The organism is Nocardia sp. NBC_01329, from assembly GCF_035956715.1.
Taxonomy (GTDB): Bacteria; Actinomycetota; Actinomycetes; order Mycobacteriales; family Mycobacteriaceae; genus Nocardia.
The window spans coordinates 4272149-4296642 of the sequence record NZ_CP108381.1 but is presented as its reverse complement, the minus strand read 5'-3'; the positions used below and the strand labels follow the sequence as shown (position 1 = coordinate 4296642).

General features: G+C 67.7%; 21 protein-coding genes. 12 read left to right on the top strand and 9 right to left on the bottom strand.

The annotated features are described in order from the left end of the window. Positions 1 to 27: 27 nt before the first annotated feature. Positions 28 to 867: an NAD(P)H-binding protein gene (locus tag OG405_RS19460; protein WP_327147899.1), complete on the bottom strand. Its 840-nt coding sequence runs from the start codon at positions 865 to 867 to the stop codon at positions 28 to 30. A 301-nt stretch (positions 868 to 1168) separates the two neighbouring features. Continuing rightward, on the bottom strand, positions 1169 to 2134 hold the full coding sequence (locus OG405_RS19455) for an Lrp/AsnC family transcriptional regulator (RefSeq protein WP_327147898.1): 966 nt from the start codon (positions 2132 to 2134) through the stop codon (positions 1169 to 1171). Positions 2135 to 2691: 557 nt separating this feature from the next. Here OG405_RS19455 and OG405_RS19450 point away from each other — a divergent pair. Then, positions 2692 to 4782, top strand: a complete 2091-nt coding sequence (locus OG405_RS19450) for an Hsp70 family protein (RefSeq protein ID WP_327147897.1) — start codon at positions 2692 to 2694, stop codon at positions 4780 to 4782. A gap of 83 nt (positions 4783 to 4865) precedes the next feature. Further along, positions 4866 to 5663 (top strand): HAD family hydrolase, encoded by a 798-nt coding sequence (locus OG405_RS19445; RefSeq protein WP_327147896.1) that lies wholly within the window; start codon positions 4866 to 4868, stop codon positions 5661 to 5663. Positions 5664 to 5726: 63 nt separating this feature from the next. Here the strand turns inward: OG405_RS19445 and OG405_RS19440 are convergent, their stop codons facing one another. Genes OG405_RS19440 through OG405_RS19420 form a run of 5 tightly spaced genes read right to left on the bottom strand, consistent with a single transcriptional unit; the run spans position 5727 to position 11229 of the window. Further along, complete coding sequence (locus OG405_RS19440; RefSeq protein WP_327147895.1) at positions 5727 to 6476, bottom strand: sirohydrochlorin chelatase; 750 nt, start codon at positions 6474 to 6476, stop codon at positions 5727 to 5729. Then, positions 6476 to 7804, bottom strand: a complete 1329-nt coding sequence (locus OG405_RS19435) for a sulfate adenylyltransferase subunit 1 (protein ID WP_327147894.1) — start codon at positions 7802 to 7804, stop codon at positions 6476 to 6478. The genes OG405_RS19440 and OG405_RS19435 overlap by 1 nt, the downstream gene beginning before the upstream one ends. A 1-nt stretch (position 7805) precedes the next feature. Then, positions 7806 to 8756, bottom strand: coding sequence for a sulfate adenylyltransferase subunit CysD (gene cysD / locus OG405_RS19430; RefSeq protein ID WP_442790585.1), 951 nt, complete (start codon positions 8754 to 8756; stop codon positions 7806 to 7808). Then, positions 8735 to 9481, bottom strand: coding sequence for a phosphoadenylyl-sulfate reductase (locus OG405_RS19425; protein WP_442790773.1), 747 nt, complete (start codon positions 9479 to 9481; stop codon positions 8735 to 8737). The genes cysD and OG405_RS19425 overlap by 22 nt, the downstream gene beginning before the upstream one ends. A 14-nt stretch (positions 9482 to 9495) precedes the next feature. After that, a complete protein-coding gene (locus OG405_RS19420; protein ID WP_327147891.1) occupies positions 9496 to 11229 on the bottom strand; it encodes a nitrite/sulfite reductase in 1734 nt (577 codons plus the stop codon). Positions 11230 to 11721: 492 nt separating this feature from the next. Between OG405_RS19420 and hemW the strand changes: the two genes are divergently transcribed. The 5 genes from hemW to OG405_RS19395 all read left to right on the top strand — a co-directional run bounded on the left by hemW (position 11722) and on the right by OG405_RS19395 (position 18183). Continuing rightward, on the top strand, positions 11722 to 12882 hold the full coding sequence (gene hemW, locus OG405_RS19415) for a radical SAM family heme chaperone HemW (protein ID WP_327152412.1): 1161 nt from the start codon (positions 11722 to 11724) through the stop codon (positions 12880 to 12882). 220 nt (positions 12883 to 13102) lie between these two features. Then, a complete protein-coding gene (gene hrcA, locus OG405_RS19410) occupies positions 13103 to 14134 on the top strand; it encodes a heat-inducible transcriptional repressor HrcA (RefSeq protein ID WP_327147890.1) in 1032 nt (343 codons plus the stop codon). Between the two features lie 871 nt (positions 14135 to 15005). Continuing rightward, the gene (gene dnaJ / locus OG405_RS19405; protein ID WP_327147889.1) at positions 15006 to 16163 is read left to right on the top strand and encodes a molecular chaperone DnaJ; all 1158 of its coding nucleotides are present in this window, start codon (positions 15006 to 15008) and stop codon (positions 16161 to 16163) included. Positions 16164 to 16167: 4 nt separating this feature from the next. Beyond that, positions 16168 to 16908, top strand: a complete 741-nt coding sequence (locus tag OG405_RS19400) for a 16S rRNA (uracil(1498)-N(3))-methyltransferase (RefSeq protein ID WP_327147888.1) — start codon at positions 16168 to 16170, stop codon at positions 16906 to 16908. 192 nt (positions 16909 to 17100) lie between these two features. Further along, on the top strand, positions 17101 to 18183 hold the full coding sequence (locus OG405_RS19395) for a PhoH family protein (protein WP_327152411.1): 1083 nt from the start codon (positions 17101 to 17103) through the stop codon (positions 18181 to 18183). 95 nt (positions 18184 to 18278) lie between these two features. Here OG405_RS19395 and OG405_RS19390 read toward each other — a convergent pair whose 3' ends face one another. Both OG405_RS19390 and OG405_RS19385 read right to left on the bottom strand, forming a co-directional pair. Further along, positions 18279 to 19280, bottom strand: a complete 1002-nt coding sequence (locus tag OG405_RS19390; protein WP_327147887.1) for a hypothetical protein — start codon at positions 19278 to 19280, stop codon at positions 18279 to 18281. Further along, positions 19277 to 20299, bottom strand: coding sequence for a saccharopine dehydrogenase (locus OG405_RS19385; RefSeq protein WP_327147886.1), 1023 nt, complete (start codon positions 20297 to 20299; stop codon positions 19277 to 19279). The genes OG405_RS19390 and OG405_RS19385 overlap by 4 nt, the downstream gene beginning before the upstream one ends. Before the next feature lie 136 nt (positions 20300 to 20435). Between OG405_RS19385 and OG405_RS19380 the strand changes: the two genes are divergently transcribed. The 5 genes from OG405_RS19380 (at position 20436) to era (ending at position 24394) form a co-directional block, all read left to right on the top strand. Continuing rightward, positions 20436 to 21092 (top strand): TetR/AcrR family transcriptional regulator, encoded by a 657-nt coding sequence (locus OG405_RS19380; RefSeq protein ID WP_327147885.1) that lies wholly within the window; start codon positions 20436 to 20438, stop codon positions 21090 to 21092. 154 nt (positions 21093 to 21246) lie between these two features. Continuing rightward, on the top strand, positions 21247 to 21816 hold the full coding sequence (ybeY, locus tag OG405_RS19375) for an rRNA maturation RNase YbeY (protein WP_327147884.1): 570 nt from the start codon (positions 21247 to 21249) through the stop codon (positions 21814 to 21816). A gap of 5 nt (positions 21817 to 21821) precedes the next feature. Next, positions 21822 to 23144, top strand: a complete 1323-nt coding sequence (locus tag OG405_RS19370) for a hemolysin family protein (protein WP_442790772.1) — start codon at positions 21822 to 21824, stop codon at positions 23142 to 23144. After that, positions 23137 to 23487 carry a cytidine deaminase gene (locus OG405_RS19365; protein WP_327147882.1) on the top strand — a complete coding sequence of 117 codons (351 nt, stop codon included), beginning with the start codon at positions 23137 to 23139 and terminating at the stop codon, positions 23485 to 23487. The genes OG405_RS19370 and OG405_RS19365 overlap by 8 nt, the downstream gene beginning before the upstream one ends. Then, entirely contained in the window at positions 23480 to 24394 is a 915-nt protein-coding gene (gene era, locus OG405_RS19360) for a GTPase Era (RefSeq protein WP_327147881.1), read from the top strand. The genes OG405_RS19365 and era overlap by 8 nt, the downstream gene beginning before the upstream one ends. Positions 24395 to 24494: the final 100 nt, after the last annotated feature.

The window sequence follows — 24494 nt, the reverse complement described above, 5'->3', positions numbered from 1 at the left end:
CTCCGCCGGCGCTACCGCCGTGGTGGGTCAACGGAAGTCGGTCACATGATCTTTCGCCCATTGCGCGAACGTGCGGCCCGGACGGCCGGTGATCTCCTCGACGAGCGTCGATACCTCGGGCGGTGCTTCGGTTCCCGCCCGCCATCCGGCGAGGACGGCCTCCACGCCTATCGCGGGCATGGTCTCGCCGAGTCCGGCACGCGCCTGATCCACCGAGACCACCTCGAGGGGGATCTCCCGGCCGAGGGCTGTCCCGATATCCCTTACCTGCTGCCGCAGCGTCGATGCCTCGGGTCCCGCTACGGGATAGACGCGACCCCCGTGCCCGGGTTCGGTCAGCGCGGTGACCGCCAGTGCCGCCAGATCTCGCTCGTGTACCGGCGCTGTCCGGGCTTCGGGATACGGCATGCGGACGATGCCCTTCTCCCGGATGGATTTCTGCCACCACCACAGTGCGTTCGTCGCGAACATGCCGGGCCGGATGAACGTCCAGCTCAGGCCGGACTCCTCGATGGCGGACTCGACACGGGCGTGCATCCGGGCGATCGGGTTGTCCGCGGTGTCGCCCGGCGTGACCGCTCCGGAGGACAGGAGAACGACCTGTCGTACCCCGGCGTCGCGCGCCGCTTTCACGAAACCGTCTACTCCGTCGGGGACGGCGTAGAGGAATACGCGCTCGGCGCCTTCGAGTGCGGCGGGCAGTGTTTCGGGGCGTTCCAGGTCGGCGGTGACAACGTGCGCCCCCGTCGGGAAGTCTCCCGCGCCGGGCTCCCGGCTCGTCGTACGGATCTGCTCGTCTCTTTCGATGAGTCCCGCCGCGACGTGGCGGCCGACATTACCTCTGGCTCCGAAAACAACTGTGACCATGGCCGCAGCGTAGGTCAAAGGCTTACCAAAAGTAAGAACATACCTCGAGGTAAGCTCCGGGCACGGTGGTAGGCAAGCCGTTGGATGGGGCGACCTGGCCGCTGACGAGTGACACATTCAACAGCGATTGCCCCGCACGCGAGGTACTCGACCACATCGCCGGCCGTTGAGGTTTGCTGATCCTGACCGCCCTGAGCGTCCGGCCGTTACGGAAACACCGCCGAGGTGGTGTCCGCCCAGCACCACTACGACCGGCAGGCCCCCTGATCCCGTGAGGTCCGCGGTGCCGGTGGCCGTGCGCTCAGCTCGCCCGACCTACCCCGGCCGGGGCGAAACGTTTGGCATACGAGGTGATCTGCGCTGTCTCGACCCGCTCGATGCCGGGAAGTGCCGCGATCCGGTCGGTGAGGTAGGTGTACAGGGCTTCGGTGTCGCGACATATCGTCACAGCGAAGAGGTTGTGGCTACCGGTGATCGCGCCGAGGTAGGCCGTTTCGGGGTCCGCGGCCAGGCTCGCTGCGACCGTGGTCAACAGCGCGGGCCCGACCGACAGCCACAGCACACACTGTGTGGAGTAGCCGAACGATGCGGGCTCCACCTCGATGTCGAACCGCAGCACTCCGGCATCGCGCAGTTCGGTCAGGCGCCGGCGTACCGCGGATTCCGACCAGTCCACCCGCCGCGCCAGGTCCGCGCAGGCTGTACGGCCGTCGGCGGCCAGCGCCCGGAACAGCCGGTGGTCCAGGTCGGTGAGCCGGATCGGAGCGGGAGCGGCCGGCCCGCGGGCCGGGATCCCGGCCAGCTGCTGTTCGGTGAGTGCCGAAGTACGCCCGCGCCAGCGGTCGGCCATCAGCTGACGCAGTAGCCGCTGGGCGGTGACGTCGACGATATCGGGGTGGCGGGACAGGGTCGCCAGTGGTGGCATACCGGCGTCGGGGACACAGAAGAGGCAGACGATCTCGGCACCGGCGGACAGCTCGGTGACCCAGGCGGTGTCCGGACGTGCGGCCAATGCGCGGGCGACGGCGGCGGCCCCGTGCGGCCGGACCCGCAGGCGTACGAGCCATCGCGCTTCGGCGGCGACATGATGATGCGGCACCGCGCTGATCCGGAGCGCTCCCGTGGCTCGGAGCCGCCCGAACCGGCGGGCCACGGTGCGGTCCGATATGTCCAGGACGGCGGCGATCGTACTGAACGGCGCGCGCGCGTCGATCTGGAGAGCGTGTAGTAAACGCTGGTCGACAGCGTCCAGCATGACCGGATCCACTACAACAGGATAGGCGCATGCCGGAATCCGGCAGCAAGCTGACGACAGCTGTCCGGCCGCGTGCCGAGTCGGGCCGGACACCGGGCCGTGCGCACGCCGGAATCGGGCGGAGTCGCGGCGGCCGACCGGAATCGTGTCCCGGGGCCAAGGCGTGGCTTTCGGACCTCGAAGCATTGCACCGGCTGGGTGAACTCCGCTGGTCATCGGTGAATATGCCTTCGATAGCTATCGACCCGTTACCGGCGGGTAGCCGCTGTCGGCGAAGGAAACTACGTCACCGGGTCTTACGCGCGGACAAGGAGGCGGACGTTCTGATGTCCGCTCGATGAACTTTGATTTCTGCTGTTCAGGGTCGTGTTTTCGAAATGAGGAATTGTGGACCTCCGGTTGGTTTCCGCGGGTATGAACGGGGATACGTTCCGTAACAGCACTTTTCATCGCTGATTATTCGATTTATCTACGCCGGTGCAGCTAACCTGTGGTCGCTGTTTGGAAAACGACCGCGCCCATGGCTCTTTCGTAAGGACGTGGTCTCGGTGCGTTGACGGGATAGCAAATTGACTTCTGGGCTGGGTATCAGCATCGGTACGGTGAACGTGGTCTCGGCACGCGCCGGAATACAGGACGCGCGGCCGGTGGTCCGGACACGACGAACCGCCGTCGGATTCGACAGCGGGGGGACCGCGCGACTCGGCGGGATCACCCGCTTCTCCACGGCGATCAACGAATTCGCCGATCTGGGGCGGAATCCGGAGTCCGTATACGTGGACGGCCGAATCTGGTCACCGGCGACGATCTTCGCCTCGGTGGTGCAGGGTCTGGTGACCGCGGAACCGGCCGCCGCGGTAGTCGTCACCCATCCCGCCGGATACAGCCGTAAACAGCTCGATCTGCTCGGACAGAGCCTGGACCTCGCCGGTGTGGGCCACGTTCAGCTCGTGCCGGAACCGGTGGCCGCCGCCCACTGGCTGGATACCGAACACGGGCCGCTGGACACCGGATTCGTCCTGATCTACGACCTGGGCGGAAACAGTCTCGATGTGGCCGTCGTCCGGACCGGGCCGGACTGGCCCCATCATCCGGTGGTCGGGAACCCGGTCCGTTCCTATGAGTTCGGTGCCCGGCCGCTGGGGGCGATGATCGCGCGCTGTGCCGGTGACCGGGCCATCGGGCCGGCCGAACCGGATACCGGCACCGTATCGCTCGTGTCCTTCGTGAATCCGGAGGGGTTGCGCCGCGAACACGTGCGCGATTCCCTGGAAGTCGTGCGGGCAGCGGTGCGTTCGGCAGGTGTCTCGCTTTCCGATATCGACCAGGTGCTGGTGGTGGGCGGGGCCGCGCGGCCCGCGCAGGTGGCCGAGACCCTGGCCGAACTGGGTCTGCCGGTGACCGTGGCCGCCGACTCCGGGCAGTGCGTCGCACTCGGCGCCGCCGCGATGGCCGCGGAGAGCGCGGCACCGAGCGGGTCCGGTCGGGTGAAGCATCCGCCGATCTTCTCCGGCGCCGCGCTCTTCTCGGCTGTCGCCATGTCAGCGGCGACCATCCTCGGCAGCGGGCCGGCCGATACCGAACACCAGGACCAGGACCGGATTCCGCTGCAGAGCCCGGGGGCGGTGATGTTCGAGATCCACGGCGAGGCACGGGTGGAGCGGTCGAATACCGGATGGACCGTGTCCTATGCGCCCCTGAGCCCTTCGGCGCTGATCACCCCCGCCGCGGCGACCCGGCCCTACGGCCCGCCCATGCCCGGTTCCGCGCCCGCCCCGTCGCGAGTAGCACCGGGGCGGGCGGGCGACTCCGGGACCGGAACACACCACACCCCGCACGACGATCACCCCGAATCCCGGCCGCGCCACATCGATCCCGCACGATTCGGCCATCTCCCGTTCGGGCATTCCGGTGTTCAGCTCCCCCCGGCCGCCGGGCCGGGCCCGGAGCAGCCGGCGCCCGGGGACGGCGGAACGGACAGCCCGGCACCCGGCGATCCGCCGGGAGGCGACGGGCCGGATGGGGAGACCGGCGGCCCATCCGGTGGCGGTGATGCGGGCGGCTGGACTCCCGGCGTGCCCGATATCGGGATTCCGGGTTCGACGCCAGGTGACGGGAACGAATCCGCGGGCGGGGGCCGGCCCGGTGGTCTGCCGAGCGGCGGATGGCCGGTGCCCGGGGCCGACTCGGGAGACAGCGGCGGTGCGGGTGACGGTGGCGGTGCGGGTGACGGTGGCGGTGCGGGTGACGGTGGCGGTGCGGGAGACAGCGGCGGTGCGGGTGACAGCAACAGCCCGGGTGACGCCGGTGCCGGCAGTGATGGGTCCGGGGTCGGCGCCCCAGGGATCGGTGGGTCGGACACCGGCGGTGGCGCGAACTCCGGGACCGGTGACGCCTCGGGCGGTGCCTCTTCCGGACATTCCGGAGCTTCCGAGTCCTCGGGCGGTTCCGCCGGTCCCGGCGGCTTCGGCGGCTCGGACGGATTCGGCAGTGGTGCGGTGCCGGGTGGTGGCGGGTTCGGGGGCGGTTCGGATTCCTCCGGCGGTTCGCACACCGGTGGCTTCCAGTCCGGAGGAGCGAAATCCTCCGGTGGCGATGGTGGTTCGTCGCGCGGCGGGAACGCGAGCGGTGGGTCCTCACTGGGCGGATCACACCACTGAAGGGCCGTGCGGAAGCCGGTCCCGACGACCTGTTCCGGAAAACTCGATGCGGGCGGGCGGTCGGTCGCGGCACAATCTATGGGGTGGACAATGACGGGGGCCCACCACGGCTGATCGCGCTCGATGTGGACGGAACACTGCTGAAAACCGGCGCCCGGGTCAGCGCCCGGGTGACCGCCGCGGTGCGTGCGGCTGTCGGAGCCGGTGCGCATGTTGTGGTGAGTACCGGACGGACGGTGGTCTCCACCCGGCCCGTACTCGACGAGCTCGGCCTGGTGCAGGGCCACGCCATCTGCTCCAACGGCGCGGTGCACATCGATATACAGCAGGCCGTCCCGGTGGCGGTGCACCATTTCGATCCTGCGCCCGCCGTCAGCGCGCTGCGACAGATTTTCCCGGACATGATCTTCACGGCGGAACGGGTCGGTCAGGGCTTCTGGGCGACCGGTATGAGCCCCGGAGAGTACTACGCCGGCGGCGAATACGTGGTGGTCGACGATCTCACCCTGGGCAGCGAACCCACACCGCGCCTGAACTGCTGGTGGCCCGAGGGTGCGCCGGACGAGATGCACCGGTTGCTGGAGAGTTTGGCGCTTCCGGAGATCAGTTGGGTCTACGGTGAATTCGGGCCCTGGCTCACTATTTCCCGGCACGGTGTTTCCAAGGGTTGGGCGCTGGAACACCTGCGCGGCCTGCTCGATATTCCGCGCGCTGCCACCCTGGCGATCGGAGACGGTTTCAACGATCGTGAGATGTTCGCGTGGGCCGGGCATTCGGTGGCGATGGCGAACGCGCCGGTCGAGTTACACGGTCTGGTCGACGAGGTCACCGATGATGTCGCCGCCGACGGTGTGGCCGCAGTTCTGGAACGCTGGTTCTGACCTGCGTGGCGGATCGGGCCGGGCCCGGCAGTGACGGATCGGGCCGGGCCCGGCAGTGACGGATCAGGCCGATAGCGGGTATGCGCGGGCGAGCGCGTTGTCGTAGCGGTCCCAGACGATATCTGCCAGCGCCGGATCCGGTGCGAGGACCCCGGCATGCGGCAGCAGCGGATCCTGGTCGCGCAGCCGGTCGGTGAGCAGGCCCGGGGCCAGGAACCAGGGGGCGACCAGGAGGCGGTCGGCGCCGCGGGCACGCACTCGCGCCGAGGCCTGTGCGAGTGTGGGTTCCGCGGTGGCGAAGCATACTTCGGTGGGAATACCGGTGCGGTCGGCGAATCCGAGCGCCAGCCGACCGGTTTGCCGGTTCGCGATCGTCGAGGACGACCCGACCGCGGCCAGCACGATACCGAGCCGTTCGGGCTCGGTATCCCAGCCGCGTTCGGTGTACGCCGTCCGGACCCGCTCGTGCAGTAGCTCGAGCAGGCGCGGGTCGGCACCGAATACCTCGGCCTGGGTGAGCCGTAGCCGCGGGTGGCGAGTGGCGGCGCCGGCCAGCAGTGCCGGCAGATCCACCCGGGCATGGAAGGCGCTGCCCAGGAGCAGCGGAACGACCACCGCGTGGGTCTCCCCGGCGGCGGCGACGGATTCCAGTACCTGTCCGACCACCGGTGCGTTCAGGTCCAGGAAGGCCAGGCGGGTCGGCGTCCCGGGACGTGCGGCCCGAACCTGTTCCAAGAGTGCGGCGACGGTGGCGGCGGACCGGGGATCCCGGCTGCCGTGTGCCACCGCCACCAGTGTGGGACTGCTCGGCATCAAGCCTCGGTTCCGACCTCGACCGCTGTGAGTGCATCGCCGACCAGGCCCGCTGCCAGCGTGTTCCCGCCCGCCGGGTCGATGAGCAGGAAACTGCCGGTGTGCCGGTTGGTCCGGTAGTCGTCGGCAGCGATCGGCTCGGCGACCCGTACCGAGATCCGGCCGATATCGTTGAGCGAGAGTGTTTCCGGATCCGGGTCGGCGGCCAGGCGCTGTTCGTCGAAGCGCTCGGTGAGCGCACCGACGATCGCCTGAGTGGTGCGGGTTCCGTGCTTGAGCAGCAGCCGGGCGCCGGGACGCAGCGGTTTGTCGCCGAGCCAGCAGACGGTGGCATCGAAGGTCTCGACCGGTTCCGGCGCGTCACCGGGGGAGGCGATGGTGTCGCCGCGCGAGATATCGACCTCGTCGGCCAGTATCAGCGTCACACTGCGACCGGCTTGGGCGACAGCCAGTTCGCCGTCGGGGGTGTCGATCCGCTCGACGGTGGTGCGGATGCCGGAGGGCAGCACCACCACCTCGTCGCCGGGGGCCACCGAGCCCGCCGCGATCTGGCCCGCGTAGCCCCGGTAGTCCGGATACTCCGGTGTCCGCGGCCGGATCACATACTGCACCGGGAAGCGCAGGCCCACCGCGTGCTCGCCGGAGTTGTCCGCGTCCACCGGTACCGATTCGAGATGCTCGATCAGCGACGGGCCGCTGTAGTACGGAGTCCGATCGGAGCGGGTGGCGATATTGTCGCCGTTCAGCGCCGATACGGGGATCTCCAGGACGTCCTCGTCCGGCCAGCCGAGGGTGCGGGTGAGGTGCGAGAACTCCGCCGAGATCTCCGCGAAGACTTTGGCGGCCGCGGCCTGCTGCGCCTGTTCGCTGGGCTCGTCGACGCCGACGAGGTCGATCTTGTTCACCGCCAGCACCAGCTTCGGCACCCCCAGCAACGCCAGCACCGCGGCATGGCGGCGGGTCTGCTCGATAACGCCCTTGCGCGCGTCCACCAGCAGGATCACCAGCTGCGCGGTGGAAGCCCCGGAGACGGTGTTGCGGGTGTACTGCACATGCCCCGGAGTATCGGCCAGGACGAACGACCGCTGCGGGGTCGCGAAGTACCGGTAGGCGACATCGATGGTGATGCCCTGTTCGCGTTCGGCCCGCAGACCGTCCACCAGTAGCGACAGGTCGGGGGTGGACAGGCCCTTGTCCACCGACGCCCGGGTCACCGCGTCGATCTGGTCGGCGAGCACGGATTTGGTGTCGTAGAGCAGACGCCCGACCAGGGTGGACTTGCCGTCGTCGACAGAACCGGCGGTGGCCAGCCTCAGTAGGTCGGACATATCAGAAATAACCCTCTCGTTTGCGGTCTTCCATGGCGGCTTCGGAGACCCGGTCGTCGCCACGGGTCGCGCCGCGTTCGGTCAGCCGGGAAGCGGCGACCTCGGCCAGGATGGCTTCGTTGTCGGCGGCGTCGGACAGGATGGCGCCGGTGGTGGAGCCGTCACCGACGGTCCGGTACCGCACCGAGCGGGTCTCGAGAACCTCGCCGTCACGCGCACCACCCCAGCTGCCGGGGGTCATCCACATCCCGTCGCGCTGATACACCGGACGCTGATGCGCGTAGTAGATGGTGGCCAGTTCCACGTTCTCGCGGGCGATATAGCGCCAGATATCGAGTTCGGTCCAGTTGGACAGCGGGAACACCCGCACGTGCTCGCCGGGGGCGTGCCGGCCGTTGTAGAGGTTCCACAGTTCGGGCCGCTGCCGCTTCGGATCCCACTGGCCGAAGGCGTTGCGCAGCGAGAAGATCCGCTCCTTGGCACGGGAACGTTCCTCGTCGCGGCGGGCGCCGCCGAAGACCGCGTCGAAACGGTTCTCGGTGATGGCGTCCAGCAGCGGAACGGTCTGCAGCGGATTGCGGATACCGTCCGGGCGTTCGGTGAGCCGGCCGTCGGCGAGGTAATCCTCGACGCTCGCCACATGCAGCCGCAGGCCGTACTTCTCGACCACGTGGTCGCGGAATTCCAGCACCTCGGGCAGGTTGTGCCCGGTATCCACGTGCAGCAGCGCGAACGGCAGCGGGGCCGGCCAGAAGGCCTTGAGCGCCAGATGCAGCAGGACGGTGGAGTCCTTACCACCGGAGAACAGGATCACCGGGCGTTCGAACTCGCCCGCGACCTCGCGGAAGATGTGGATGGCTTCCGATTCCAGCGCGGCCAGGGTGTCGAAATCCGACAGTCCGACGGAGCGTTCGGTGGTGAATACGTCGGTCATGAGGCGTGTAACCCACATTCGGTCTTGGCGAGGCCGGCCCAGCGGCCACTTCGCGGATCGGAACCCGGCTCCGGCTTCCGTGTGCACGGAGCGCAGCCGATGGACGGATACCCCTCCTCCACCAGGGGATTGACGAGAATCGAATGCTTTTCGATGTAGTCCTGCATCTCGTCGTCGGACCAGGGCGCGATCGGGTTGATCTTCACCAGCCCGAAGCCCTCGTCGAAGGAGATGAGCGGAGCGTTCGCGCGGGTGGGGGCCTCCACCCGCCGGATCCCGGTGACCCACGCGTTGTACGGCGCCAGCGAACCGGTCAATGGCGCCACCTTGCGCAGGCGGCAGCATTCGTTCGCGTTCCGGGCGAACAGATCCTTGCCCAGCAGCGCGTCCTGTTCGGCGACCGACTGTTCCGGGCGGGCGTTCACCACGTTCACCCCGTACACCGCTTCCACAGCGTTCCGGGTGCCGATCGTCTCGGCGAAGTGGTAGCCGGTGTCGAGGAAAAGTACGTCCACGCCGGGCCGGACCTCGGCGGCCAGCTGGACAAGCACCCCGTCCTGCATATTCGACGCGACGATATAGCCGGTACCGAAGTTCTCGTCGGTCCAGCGCAGCAGCTCCGCGGCCGAGGCGTCCGGGCCGAGTTCGGCGGCGCCACGTTCGGCCAGGGCCCGCAGTTCCTCGGTGCTCAATTTGGTCGGCAACTGTTTCTGCTCGGTTGTCACAGTGGGTTCTCCCGTCACCACGCTCGCGGGTTTCATCGCAGATCGGCTTCCTCGGCGCGAACGGCCCACTGCGCGAACCGTTCCTCGCCTTCGCGGTGTTCGACGAAGTTGCGGACCACGCGCTCGATGTAGTCACCGAGTTCGGCGCTGGTCACCTTGTGCTGACGCAGTTTGCGTCCGAAGCTGCTGTCGAGGCCGAGGCTGCCACCCAGATGAACCTGGAAGCCCTCGACCTGATTCCCGTCGCCGTCGTCGACGAGCTGGCCCTTGAAACCGATATCGGCGATCTGTGACCGGCCGCAGGAGTTCGGGCAGCCGTTGATGTTGATGGTGATCGGCACATCGAGTTCGGCGTTGATATCGGCGAGTCGCTGTTCCAGTTCCGGTGCCAGCACCTGGGAGCGTTTGCGGGTCTCGACGAAGGACAGCTTGCAGAATTCGATCCCGCTGCAGGCCAGCAGATTGCGCCGCCAGACCGAGGGCCGCGCCTGCAACCCCAGCGGTTCCAATTCCGCGATGAGCTGCTCGACCTTGTCGTCGGCGATATCGAGCACGATCAGCTTCTGATACGGGGTGAACCGGATCCGGTCCGACCCGGCGCGCTCCACCGCCTCGGAGACCTGGGTGAGGATGCTGCCCGAGACCCGGCCCGCGATGGGTGAGAAGCCGACCGCGTTCAGCCCGTTGCGCAACTTCTGCACGCCGACATGGTCGATCGGGCGGCTCGGCTGCTCCGGTGCCGGACCGTCGATCAACTTGCGCTTCAGGTACTCGTCCTCGAGGACCTGGCGGAACTTCTCGATACCCCAGTCCTTGATCAGGAACTTCAGCCGCGCCTTGGTGCGCAGGCGCCGGTAGCCGTAGTCACGGAAGAGGCTCACCACCGCTTCCCAGACCTCCGGCACCTCGTCCAGCGGCACCCACGCGCCGACCCGCTGGGCCAGCATGGGGTTGGTGGACAGGCCGCCGCCGACCCACAGGTCCAGGCCGGGACCGTGCTCGGGATGTTCGACGCCGATGAACGCCACATCGTTGATCTCGTGCACCACATCCTGCTGACCGGAGATCGCGGTCTTGAACTTGCGCGGCAGGTTGGAGTACTCCTTCTTGCCGATATAGCGGCGCACGATCTCGTCGATCGCGGGCGTGGGGTCGAGGATCTCGTCGAGCGACTCACTCGCCAGCGGGGAACCGAGCACCACACGCGGGCAGTCGCCGCAGGCCTCGGTGGTCTGCAGACCCACGGATTCGAGGCGGCGCCAGATCTCGGGGACGTCCTCGATCTCGATCCAGTGGTATTGCACGTTCTCCCGGTCGGAGAGGTCTGCGGTATCGCGGGCGAACTCGGTGGAGATCCCGCCGAGCGTGCGCAACTGCGCGACATTCAATGCGCCGGCGTCGCAGCGGACGCGCATCATGAAGTATTTCGCTTCGAGCAGGTCGATGTTCTCGTCGCCGGTCCAGCTGCCGTCGTAACCTTCCTCACGCTGGGTGTACAGACCCCACCAGCGGAAACGGCCGCGCAGATCGCCCTTGTCGATACTGTCGAATCCGCCCTTGGCGTAGATGTTCTCGATCCGGGTGCGGACGTTGAGCGGGTTGTCGTCCTTCTTGGACTGTTCGTTCGGGTTGAGCGGTTCGCGGTAGCCGAGCGCCCACTGGCCCTCGGCGCGGCGGCGAACCGGTTTACCGGTACGAGCGCGCGTAGGACGTGCGGCGGGGGCCTCGGCCTTCGCGGGGGTGGTGGCGTCGGTGCTCGACGTCATGAAGTCGCTCCTGCTGGGTTGGGCTTGATCCGTGCTGAGGGCGCGAGGGGCTGACTCGCGCCCGCGGTGTCAGCGGGCCGAAATCCTCGAATCGGAATATCGCCGGGAATCCGGGAAGAGGCGCAGCTGAGCTACCGGGCGGAACCGGACAGACAACAGGCGCTGCAGACGCGCTTGTAATCGACGTGGCGACGTGCCACAAGTCGTACTCCTGATGCGCGCATGCGACTCATTGTGCCATGCCGATGCCCGCGTTCCGACCGCCCTACCAGTATTTCCCGCGAACGAGCGGGAAATTCCCTGGTTCGCCGGGTCTATTTGTGACGGCTGTCATATTTCCACCGGCGGTGGTATCCGAAAGTTCGACCGGCCCGCCAGGCCTGTACCGCGAACCAGTACACCCCGATCGTCGAAGGCGGATCCGCGCACGGTCACACTGGAGGAGTGAGTCCCGCCGCCACCACCGCACCGCACACCGACACATCCGCTCCGGTGCTGCGCGATTTCGGCGGCGGGCCCTTCGGTATCTACGTCCACGTACCGTTCTGCGCGACCCGCTGCGGATACTGCGATTTCAACACATACACCGCCGGCGAACTGGGCACTTCGGCCTCGACACAGTCATGGGCGGAAGCCTTGCGTGGAGAGCTGGCGACCGCCGCCCGGGAGTTCGCGGCGCTGCCCACCGCGACACCGCCGGTGGCAACGGTCTTCGTGGGCGGTGGAACCCCCTCCCTGCTCGGCGGAGACGGACTGGCCGGCGTACTCGATGCGATCCGGGCGCAATTCGACCTCGCCCCGGACGCCGAGGTCACCACCGAATCCAACCCGGAGTCGACCTCACCGCAATTCTTCGAGCGGATCCGCGCGGCCGGTTTCACCCGCATCTCGCTCGGCATGCAATCGGCCGCCCCACACGTGCTGGCCTTCCTGGACCGCACCCACACCCCCGGCCGTGCGGTCGCCGCCGCCCGGGAAGCACGGGCTGCCGGATTCGATCATGTGAACCTCGACCTGATCTACGGAACTCCGGGCGAACGCGACAGCGACCTGGACGCGAGCCTGGACGCGGTACTCGACGCGGGCGTCGACCACGTCTCGGCCTATTCGCTCATCGTCGAGGACGGCACCGCACTGGCCCGCCGGGTGCGTCGCGGTGAACTGCCCGCCCCCGACGACGATGTGCTCGCCGCTCGCTACGAGCGGATCGACGCGCGGCTCGAAGCCGCCGGACTCACCTGGTATGAGGTATCGAACTGGGCGGCCGGCGAGGATGCGCGCTGCCGGCACAACCTCGGCTACTGGGACGGCGGCGACTGGCTCGGCGCCGGACCGGGCGCACACAGCCACCTCGGGGGAGTGCGCTGGTGGAATGTGAAACATCCGGCGCGTTACGCCGACCGAGTGGCCGCCGGCGGGCTGCCCGCCGCGGACTGGGAGAACCTGACTGCCGCCGACCGCTACCTCGAGCGCGTCATGCTCGCCCTGCGCCTCCGTACCGGTCTGCCGCTCGCCGACCTCGACGCGGCCGGTAAGGCCGCGGCGCAGTCGGCCACCGCCGACGGACTGGCCACCCTCACCGGCGGGCGGTTGGTCCTCACCGACCGTGGACGGTTACTGGCCGACGGTGTCGTCCGGGATGTGGCCGGCTGACCGCGTGCTGCGACCACGGATCATCGATTACGCGGAATTCCCGCCTGTGTATCTTGATCGTGCGGATCCGACACTCACATGCGCGCCACGACGGCACCGGGTGAATTCACCGGGGACAATTACACTGGGTAACGAACCCGGTGGTACGCGCGCCGGATTCGAAGGCAGCAGTGCGCCGGACGACCACATCGACGCGCGGCAAGGCGAGGAGGTGGGGTCGATGTCGAGCACCGAGGATCGGCGCTTCGAGGTCCTGCGGGCGATCGTCGCCGACTATGTCTCCACCAAGGAGCCCATCGGTTCGAAAACCCTGGTAGAACGACACAACCTGGGCGTTTCCAGTGCGACCGTACGCAACGATATGGCGGTTCTGGAGGCCGAGGGCTACATCGCCCAACCCCACACCAGCTCCGGCCGAATCCCCACCGACAAGGGTTACCGCCAGTTCGTGGACCGGATCGCCGAGGTGAAACCGCTGTCGGCGGCCGAACGCAAGGCGATCATGCAGTTCCTGGAATCGGGAGTCGACCTCGACGACGTCCTGCGCCGCGGCGTACGCCTACTGGCCCAGCTGACCCGCCAGGTCGCGGTCGTCCAGTATCCGACGGTGTCCGCGTCCACCGTGCGTCACCTCGAAGTGGTCGCGCTGAACCCCGCCCGGCTGCTGCTGGTGGTGATCACCGACACCGGCCGCGTCGACCAGCGCATCGTCGAACTCGGCACCGTGGTCGACGACGAGGACGTGGCCGCCCTGCGCGGCATGCTGGGTGCCGCCATGGACGGTAAACGCCTGGCCGCCGCATCCGCCGCGGTCGCCGAACTGCCCGAGCAGGCGCCGCCCAAACTGCGCGATGTACTGATCAAGGTGTCGACGGTCATGGTCGAGACGCTGGTCGAACACCCGGAGGAACGCCTGGTCCTGGGCGGTACCGCCAACCTGACCCGCAATGCCGGCGATTTCGGTATCCACGGTTCCCTGCGCGGGGTGCTCGAAGCCCTGGAGGAGCAGGTCGTGGTTCTCAAACTGCTTGCCGCCGCCCAACAACCCGGCACGGTGACGGTGCGGATCGGCGAGGAGACGCAGGTCGAGGAAATGCGCGGCACCTCGGTCGTCACCACCGGCTACGGCTCGGCCGGCGCGGTCCTCGGCGGTATGGGCGTCCTCGGCCCCACCCGAATGGACTACCCCGGCACCATCGCCTCGGTCGCGGCGGTCGCCCGCTACATCGGCGACGTTCTCGCCGAACGCTGAGCTGTGTTTATTTGCGGCGCCTTCGGCGCCGCGGGTCGGGGCCCTATTAACCCCGGTTCTTCACTCCTGCGCTCAGTCGCTGCGCTCCTTCGCTTCGTCGCTCCAGAACCGGGGCGGGCCCCGACTGTGTTGTTTGCCCCGCCTGCGGCGGGGCTGTCGGGGCCCTCGTGACCCCGGTTCTTCACTCCGGCGCTCAGTCGCTGCGCTCCTTCGCTTCGTCGCTCCAGAACCGGGGCGGGCCCCGACTGCGTGGATGGTTCTCGGCTTCGGCGTCGTGTCGGGGCCTTCGTGAGCCCGGGTGTTCGTTCCTGCGCTCGGTCGCTGCGCTCGTTCGCTCTGTCTTACGGCGGGTCAGGACCAAGCGCTGCGGGTCCACACCCATCCTTACTGTCGCTCCAGAACCGGGGCGGGCCCCGACCATGGAGGCGGAGATTCGGAGTAGAAGAATGGTGTGTGGCCAGCCGACTGTGATCAGCCTGGGGCGGCCCGCGACACTGTCAGTGCTCGATGGTGGCCGATCTGCGGATGGCCGGCTGCGCAGCGCATGAGCTTCGAGGGCCGAACTACGGGACGGGGCTCGGACTTTGTGGGCCTCGCGGGACTCGGCTCGGCGGTGGTGCGTTGTGTAGCCGCATGTGTGCTCTCGGTGGGTTCGCTGCGCTGCTTGTCTCCCCGGTGTAAGTGGGTGATGGCCCGCCGCACAAGGGGGCTTGCGCGCCTCGCTGTTACGCTCGTGTTCTCCGCCGGGATAAAGTTGAGTCGACCCGACTAAGCTCCGGACGGTCGGTTACACCCATCGACAGACACGCGACCGGCAGTGCGAAGCCCGAGCCGGAGCCGTGGACAGCGACCAAGGACTAAGAGAACTCAAGTGGCACGGGACTACTACGGATTGCTCGGCGTGGGCAGGGATGCCTCCGACCAAGAGCTCAAACGCGCGTATCGCAAGCTGGCTCGCGAACTGCATCCCGATGTGAACCCGGACGAGGCGGCGCAGACCCGGTTCAAAGAGGTCTCCGCGGCGTACGAGGTGCTCTCGGATCCGGAGAGGCGCCGCATCGTCGATATGGGCGGTGACCCGCTGGACGCCGGCGGCGGCGCGGGTGGTTTCAGTGGCGCCGGGTTCGGTGGCCTCGGTGATGTGTTCGAGGCGTTCTTCGGCGGGATGAGCGGTGGTGCCGGTGGCGGCGGCCGGAAAGCCCGCGGCCGGGTGCAGCCGGGCGCGGATTCGCTGGTGCGGACCAGGTTGAGCCTGGCGGAGTGCGCGGTGGGGGTGACCAAACATCTGACCGTCGATACCGCGATCCTGTGTGATCTGTGCCAGGGTGCGGGCACCAACGGTAATTCCAGCCCGGTGCGCTGCGAGACCTGTGGCGGTGCCGGTGAAGTGCAGTCGGTGCAGCGTTCCTTCCTCGGCCAGGTCCTGACCTCGCGACCGTGCCCCACCTGTCGGGGCGCCGGTGAGACCATCCCGGATCCCTGCCACAAATGCGGTGGTGACGGCCGGGTACGGGCCCGCCGGGAGATCGCGGCGCCGATTCCGGCCGGTGTGGCCAACGGGATGCGGGTGCGTCTGGCCGCCCAGGGTGAAGTAGGCCCGGGTGGCGGGCATGCCGGTGACCTGTATGTGGAGATCGTGGAGCAGCCGCACGATGTGTTCGTGCGCGACGGTGACGATCTGCACTGCACCGTCCGGGTGCCGATGGTGGACGCGGCACTGGGGACGACCGTGGTCATCGACACCATCATGGACGGCCCGACCGAGCTCAGTATCGGACCCGGTACGCAGCCCGGGGAGATCTCGGTGCTGCGCGGACACGGTATGCCCCGGCTGCGATCCAACGCCCGCGGCGATCTGATGGCACACCTGGATATCGTCGTGCCGACCAAACTGGACAGTAAGCAGACCGATCTGCTGCGAAAGTACAAGGGCCTGCGGATCAAGGACAAGGCCGAGGTGATGTCGGCGCAGTCCGAGCACAACAGCGGTCTGTTCGCCCGGTTGCGCGCCTCCTTCAGCGGACGCTGACCCGATGGCCGCGACGGTCTTCTACCTCGATGAGATCCCGGAGCCCGGGGTCGTCGCGGTACTCGACGGCGCGGAGGGCCGGCATGCGGCCACTGTGCGCCGGATCCGGGCCGGGGAGGCTGTTACGCTCTCCGACGGCCGGGGCCTGGTGGCGGAGACGGAGGTCGTTGCCGCGCACAAGAACCAGCTCGATCTGCTGGTCCGGGACCGGCGCCGTGCCGACCCCGCCACACCTGCGGTCACCGTCGTTCAGGCGCTGCCGAAATCGGAGCGTTCGGAGCTGGCGGTCGAGCTGATGACCGAGGCCGGCGCGGATGTGATCGTGCCGTGGCAGGCGGCGCGCTGCGTCTCGAACTGGGAAGCCAAAGCGGATAAGGGCGTGACCAAATGGCGGTCGGCGGCCCGGGCCGCGGCCCGGCAGTCGCGTCGCGCCTACATTCCCGAGATCACGGCCCTGCAGCGCACACCGGAAGTGGTGGACGCGGTCCGCGCGGCGACGGCGCAGGGCGCGGTGGTGGCGGCCCTGCACGAATCGGGGACCGCGACCTTCACCGGACTGCCCTGGCGGTCCGCTCCGGCCGTCACCCTGATCGTCGGCCCCGAGGGCGGCCTCGACGATGCGGAGTTGACCGCATTGGCCCGGGCGGGCGCCGAGGTGGTCCGGCTGGGGCCCACGGTGCTGCGTACTTCCACCGCCGCCGCGGTGGCACTGGGCGCGCTCGGAGCGCTCACCCCGCGGTGGTGACCCCCGGGTGAACACCTGGGGCCGGCCGTCCGCGGTGTTATGGCCGGGCGTAATTCCACTGGGACCTGTCGGGTCCGGGAGTTAGACTCTGGGCAGCGACTCCCATTCGCACCCAGTTCCACCAGCGGCGCGTCACCGCAGCTCCGAGACCGGAAAGCAGGCCATAGCGACTACGTGCGATCACAAGGCGATATCGGCGATCAGAACCCCTCCGCGGCTGGGGTCAGGGCCTCGGAGCCCGCGGCACGCACCGTCCGTTCCAGTATCGAGCTCGCGCCCGAATCGGTCTTCCCGTTTCTGGGCTCCGCCGACGAGAACCTCCGTGAACTGGAAGAGCTGCTCGCCGCGGATATCCATGTGCGTGGCAATCTGGTCACCCTCAGCGGCGCGCCCGGCGATATCGCGCTGGCCGAGCGGATCGTCGAACAGCTGGTCGCGCTGACCGGGCGTAATCGGGTGATCACGCCCGAGGCGGTGCGCCATACGGTGTCGATGCTCACCGAGGGCAGTTCGGAATCTCCCGCCGAGGTGCTGAGCCTGGACATTCTCTCGCGCCGCGGTAAGACGATCCGCCCGAAAACGCTCAATCAGAAGCGCTACGTCGACGCGATCGACGAGAGCACGATCGTTTTCGGTATCGGTCCGGCCGGTACCGGAAAGACCTACCTGGCCATGGCCAAGGCGGTGCAGGCGCTGCAGACCAAACAGGTCAATCGGATCATCCTCACCCGTCCCGCGGTCGAGGCGGGAGAACGGCTGGGTTTTCTGCCCGGCACCCTCAACGAGAAGATCGACCCATATCTGCGGCCTCTCTACGACGCGCTGCACGACATGATGGACCCGGAAGCCATTCCCAAGCTGATGGCGGCGGGGGTCATCGAGGTCGCGCCCCTGGCATATATGCGTGGTCGAACCTTGAACGATTCGTTCATCATTCTGGACGAGGCGCAGAACACGACTGCCGAGCAGATGAAGATGTTCCTGACTCGGCTCGGGTTCGGATCGAAGATTGTGGTGACCGGTGACGTCACCCAGGTGGACCTGCCGCACGGCGCGCGGTCCGGGTTGCGGGCGGCCACGGAGATCCTCGGCGGTATCGAGGATATCCATTTCACCCAGCTCACCAGCAGCGATGTGGTTCGGCACCGGTTGGTCTCCGATATCGTCGACGCCTACGAGAAGTTCGAGGCCGAGGCCCGGCCGCCGGTGGGTCCGCCGCATATGTCGGGGAACCGCGCACAGCGGCGAGCGGCGGGCCGGACGGCGCGAGGCTAGGTTGTCTCGAGGTCGAGTGAGGCGGGCATTGCCGACTCACTCGACTTCGGATCCATCGGCTTCGGACTGCTCCGCGCGGCCGGGGCCCAGCAATCTCAGCTCACACTGACTCCGAAGGTCTCCAACTTGCCCAGTAGGTAACCGGGGTCTACCAGGTTTTCGGGGAAGTAGAGACCGGGCCCGGGTGGCGGGGCCCCGGCGAGGCCGAGCAGGTGTTCCACTGCGACTGCCACCCCTCGGGCGCTGAGCGCCGCATAGCCTTCTGGATCGACGATCTCGTACCTGAATCGGCCGGTGGTCCCATCCGACTTCTCGCCTTCGATCTCGATGATCGCTTCGTGGGAGGGGCCGTCTCCGCGCCGGGAACTGGCGGTCGAGCCTTCGGCAAGGTCGATGCGCACCGACTTCGCCGGCACGGCGACTCCGAGTCCGAGAACGTCCTGAAGGCCCGCCGCCGAGCCCTGGTGCACTACACCGTCGACACCGGCGAAGGTGCGGCCGGTGATTTCGGGTCCGGCCCAGTGCCAACCGCCGTCTCGCACGATGAGCGGTCGTGGTCCGGTGCGCTCGATATGGTCGAGATCGGCGGCCGAGACCGGCCCGAAGGGATCGTCGGGATCGAAAAGCAAACCGAGTTCGATCGATTCGACACTGCGAAACGCGGTCGCGAAATGCAGTGCGACGGTGAGCGGTACGCCGCCGTCGCTGTGCCCGAGCAGCAGGATGGGCGCGGTGGGCCGGTGCAGATGGCGTGCGACCGTGGGGCCGAGTTCGAAAACGCCGTCCGACAGTGCCACATAGGGGATTTCGCGTTCTTGCGCGAAGCGCATCGTAGTGAGCGAGCGATCGCGCAGGGCGGTGACCACCGCACTGAACCGGGTGCTTTCGTCGAATCCCAGATCCGCGCGCTCCAGGTCGACGGAGGTGACCGTCGCTGTACCGAGCTCCGCGGCGAGTTCTCGTGCTCTGTCCAGGTTGCGGGCGGCGAGCGCGATCGGCAGATCCGGCTGCAGGCGGCGGAGCATGCGGGCGGTGCGGCCGCCGAGGCTGCCGGTGCCGCCGAGGAGGAGTACGGGGGAAAGTTCATTGCTGTTCATGCGTTCACCTCTTGGGTTTCCCGGGTCCGGATCTCGGCCCCGAACTCTTGCATCCGGCCGACCACGTAGGCCGGATCGAGCAGTGTTTCCGGTAGATAGAGGCCGGGGGCGGCAGCCGGACGGCCGTCGAGGCCGGCGAGCCGTTCCACGGCGAGTGCTACCCCCAGTGCCGTCAGCGCGGCCTGGCCGCCGGGCTGCACGATCTCGTATCGCGACGTCGTGCGGGTCCCGTTCTTCTCGCCGGACACCTCGATGAGGATCTCGGTGGACAGTGGCCGGTCCGGGTGCTCGGCCGTCGGGTCGTAGGCGAGGTCGAAACGGATGTCGCGTGCCTCGGTGGCCGCGGCCAGGCTGATCATGTCGAACGGTGCGTAGGCCTGGGCTCGGACCACTGTTCCGTCGGCACGGCGCACCGTCGCGTCTGCGTCCTCGCCGGTGATCCACTCCGCTCTGCCGTTCCGGAAGACGAGCGTGGCCGGAGCGGCGGTGGTGAGGCGGTCGTAGTCCTCCGCGGCCGCCGGTCCGCCCATATCGGCCGCTTCCAGCACCGCGCCGATACGAATCGTGTCCAAGCGCCGGTAGCCGGCCGTGAGATGCAGAGTCGGGAATACTGCCGCTCCGGCGAGCCAATGGCTGGCGAGGAGTACCGGCGCGCGGTCGCGGTGGCGGCTCGACATCGCCACCTCGGGGCCGATCTCGAATACCCCGGTCGAGACGCTGAGATACGGGATCCTCTCGGCCGTCGCGTATCGCAGCGTGTTCAGCGTCCGGTCGCGCAGCAGGACTGCTATCGCGCCGAAGTGATGATCTGCGGGCAGACCCAGATCGGGTCGATCGAGATCGATGGTGGCGGTTTCGGCTCCACCGATCCGCGCGGCTACCGCCCGGGCCTTCTCTCGATCCCGGCCTCCGATCGTGATCGGTAACTCTGGATGCAGTGCGCGCAGTAGCCCGGCCGTCTTCGCGCCCACTACGCCGGACCCGCCGACGATCAGCACGGGCAATTGTTTTTCCGACATCCGTACTTCTTCCGTCCAGGTAGCCCTGTGCGCTACCTACTGTGAGTAACCTACGAAAGGTAACCTACCATAGGTAACTTACTGATAGTAATATGCTGGGCATGAGATCTGGCGATACCGAGACGGAGACTGGACCATGACGGAACTGCCCCGGCCCGCCAAACGACTTCCGAAGGCCGAGCGGCACCGACAGTTACTCGACACGGCCCTGCGGATCATTCGGCAGCACGGCGCGGATGCGCTCACGCTCGGTGTCCTCGCTGAGGCGGCCGGCGTCAGCAAACCGGTGACCTACGAGCACTTCGGCACCAGGTCCGGGCTGTTGATCGAGCTGTATCGCCGGATCGATGACAGGCAGGCCGATGCCCTGCGTGCGGCATTGGCACGTGCCCCGAGCCGTCTGTCGGATATCGCGCAGGTCATGAGTACGGCCTACATGGACTGTCACACCACCGCCGGGCCCGAGTGGCACGCAGTATCGGCAGCCCTGAAGGGTGATGCCGAAATGGATTCTGTGCAGCACGAACTCGTGCAGCGGTGTGTCCTGATCTTCCGCGATGCGCTGCGGCCGTTCTCCGATCTCGATCCGGCGGAACTGCATGTCCGCTGTATCGGCATCGTCGGTGCGGCCGAGGCGCTGTCCCAGGAGATGACGCGCGGCACCATCGAGCGGATCGCAGCCATCGGGTGCCTCACCACCATGGCAACCCTGACCGCAAGTGCACCCGCGCCGGGACGACCCGAAGATCGGAACCGGCCGCCGCTCGCCGTTGGGGGACGGATACCGCGGTGAGCTCTGCCCGGCATCGTCCGGTGGCGGACGCCGATCCGTTCTGCGCCCGATAACCACGGTCGGCTGTAGTCGGTGGCGAGACCGGCACTGTTCGCCCCGGCCGGGCGGAGAGTGCTGTTGAACTCTGCCCGGCGGCACCCATTAGGCTGACCAGGTGAGTATCGAGATCGCCAACGAGTCGGGCATGGAAGTGCCCGAAGAAGACCTGGTGGGTGTCGCCCGGTTCGTGATCGACCGGATGGATGTGCACCCGGCCGCCGAACTGTCCATGGTGCTGGTGGATCTCGACACCATGTCCGATCTGCATATGCGCTGGATGGATCTGCCCGGCCCCACCGATGTGATGTCGTTCCCGATGGACGAGCTCGAACCGGGCGGTCGGCCGGACAGTCCCGAACCGGGTCCATCGATGCTGGGCGATATCGTGCTGTGCCCGGAATTCGCGCTGGACCAGGCGGCCAAGGCCGGGCATTCACTCGATCACGAACTCGCTCTCCTCACCGTGCACGGGGTGCTGCATCTGCTCGGTTACGACCATGCGGAACCGGCCGAAGAGAAGGAGATGTTCGAGCTGCAGGGTCAGTTGCTCGAACAATGGTACGAGGAGCTCCGCGAAGCGCAGCGGCGAGCCGAGCTGGCCGCCCGTGACGCCCGGCTGCTGGGCAAAACAGGTTTCGCGGCACCGGAGGACACACGCTCCTGGCCGGGTGACGCGCACGCGTGAACGAGATGACCCTGCTGTTGGTCGCCGTTTCGCTCGCTGCCGTGGGTGGTGTCTTCGCCGCGGTGGATTCGGCGCTGAACACACTGTCACCGGCCCGGCTCGACGATATGGCGCGCAGCGACCGGCCCGGCGCGGTGCGACTGGGCCGGATCGTGGACGACCGGCCCCGGTACGTCAACCTCATGGTGCTGTTACGCATCCTGTGCGAGATCACCGCCACCGTGCTGCTGGCCGCCGCGCTGAGCAGTTTCATGGACAGCGGCTGGGCGCTGCTGGTGACCGCGGTGGTGATGGTGCTGGTCTCCTATGTGGTGATCGGAGTGGGCCCGCGCACCCTGGGACGGCAGCACGCGTACACGATCGCGCTGGCCGCCGGTCTGCCGCTGCAGTTCATCGGTGCCCTGCTCGGTCCGGTGAGCCGGTTGCTGATCCTGCTCGGTAACGCGATCACTCCGGGTAAGGGTTTCCGTAACGGCCCGTTCGCCTCGGAGATCGAATTGCGCGAAGTGGTCGATATGGCGCGGGAACGCGGGGTGGTAGCCGATGACGAGCGCCGGATGATCCAGTCGGTGTTCGAACTCGGGGATACCGCGGCCCGCGCGGTGATGGTGCCGCGCACCGAGATGGTGTGGATCGAGAGCGATAAATCGGTGGCGCAGGCGATGTCGCTGGCGGTGCGCAGTGGGCATTCCCGGATCCCGGTTATCGGGGAGAACGTCGACGATATCCGCGGCGTCGTCTACCTGAAAGATCTGGTGCCCTACGGAGATCGCGGGCGCAGCGTCCCGGTGCGCGAGGTCATGCGCGACGCGGTGTTCATGCCCGATTCCAAACCGCTCGACGACCTGCTCGACGAGATGCAGCGGCGGCGGAACCATATGGCGCTGCTGGTGGACGAGTACGGCGGGATCGCCGGTCTGGTGACCATCGAGGACGTGCTCGAGGAGATCGTCGGAGAGATCGCCGACGAATACGACACCGACGAGACGCCGCCGATCGAGGAGATCGAATCCGGGCGGTACCGGGTCTCGGCGCGGCTGCCGATCGCAGATCTGGGGGAGCTGTACGGGTTGCCGATCGACGAAGAGGAAGTCGACACCGTCGGCGGGCTGCTCGCACACGAGCTGGGACGGGTGCCGCTCCCGGGTGCGGAGGTGGTCGCGCACGGGCTGGAGTTGCGCGGCGAGGGCGGAGCCGACGCGCGTGGGCGCGTGCGGGTACACACCGTGGTGGTGAGCCGGGCACCCGAGCAGAATACGGATATCGATCCGGGATCGGAGCGGGAACACCCGTCCACCCGGCACGACGAGGGAGCAGGCGATGAGTGAGCTGGATGCCGAGGACAACAAGTTGCTGGTGCTCGCCCGGGGCGCGCTCGGTCGTACCGGCGGTTCGGCGGGCGCGGCGATCCGAGATACCGACGGCCGCACCTATGCCGCCGGGGAGGTCGCTCTGCGGGCGCTGAGGCTCACCGCCCTGCAGTCGGCGGTGGCGGCCGCGATCTCCAGTGGTGCCGAGGGTTTCGAGGCCGCGGTGGTGATCGGCGGCAAGTTCGCGGATGCCGGAGTGGCCGCGGTGCGGGAGGTGGCCGCGGGAGCGAAGATCATCTTCGCCGACGCGTCCGGTGCGGTGTTCGATATCGCCGAGGGTTACGAGGCGACCGATGCCTGATTCCGCCGAAGGTGAGTTCCGATCCGGTTTCGTCTGTTTCGTCGGCCGGCCCAATACCGGTAAATCGACACTGACCAATGCGCTGGTGGGCGCGAAGATCGCGATCACCAGTTCGCGGCCGCAGACCACTCGGCACACCATCCGCGGCATCGTGCACCGCGCGCACACCCAGTTGATCCTGGTCGACACCCCGGGTCTGCATCGTCCCAGGACCCTGCTCGGCCAGCGACTCAACGATCTGGTGCGCGATACGTATTCCGAGGTGGATGTGATCGCGCTGTGCATTCCGGCGGACGAGAAGATCGGGCCGGGGGATCGCTGGATCGTGCAGCAGGTGCGGCAGATGGCACCCAAGACCACGCTGCTGGGCGTGGTCACCAAGATCGACAAGGTGAGCCGGGACCAGATCGCGCGGCAGTTGATGGCGGTCTCCGAACTGCTCGGGCCCGAGACCGAGGTGGTGCCGGTATCGGCTACCAAGGGGGAACAGGTCGAGGTCCTCGTCGATGTGATCGCCTCCCAGATGCCGCCGGGCCCGGCTTTCTACCCCGACGGAGAACTCACCGACGAGCCCGAGGAAACCCTGATGGCCGAGCTCATCCGGGAGGCGGCGCTCGAGGGGGTCCGCGACGAACTGCCGCATTCGCTGGCGGTGGTGATCGAAGAGATCCTGCCGCGCGAGGAGAACGAGGACCTGCTGGATGTGCACGCCCTGCTGTACGTGGAGCGGCCGAGTCAGAAGGCGATCATCATCGGAAAAGGTGGCGCCCGGCTGAAGGAGGTCGGGACGAATGCGCGTGCACAGATCGAGCACATCCTCGGCAGCCGAATCTATCTGCACCTGCACGTGAAGGTCGCCAAGGACTGGCAGCGCGACCCCAAACAGCTGGGCAAGCTGGGTTTCTGAGGGCTGTGGAAGGCTCGCCGGACGACCGGTTCCCGGCACCGGTAGTCGGCGGAGTTCGGGCTTTCTCCCAGTAGCGGAGGTTGGACCAGACCGATATGCT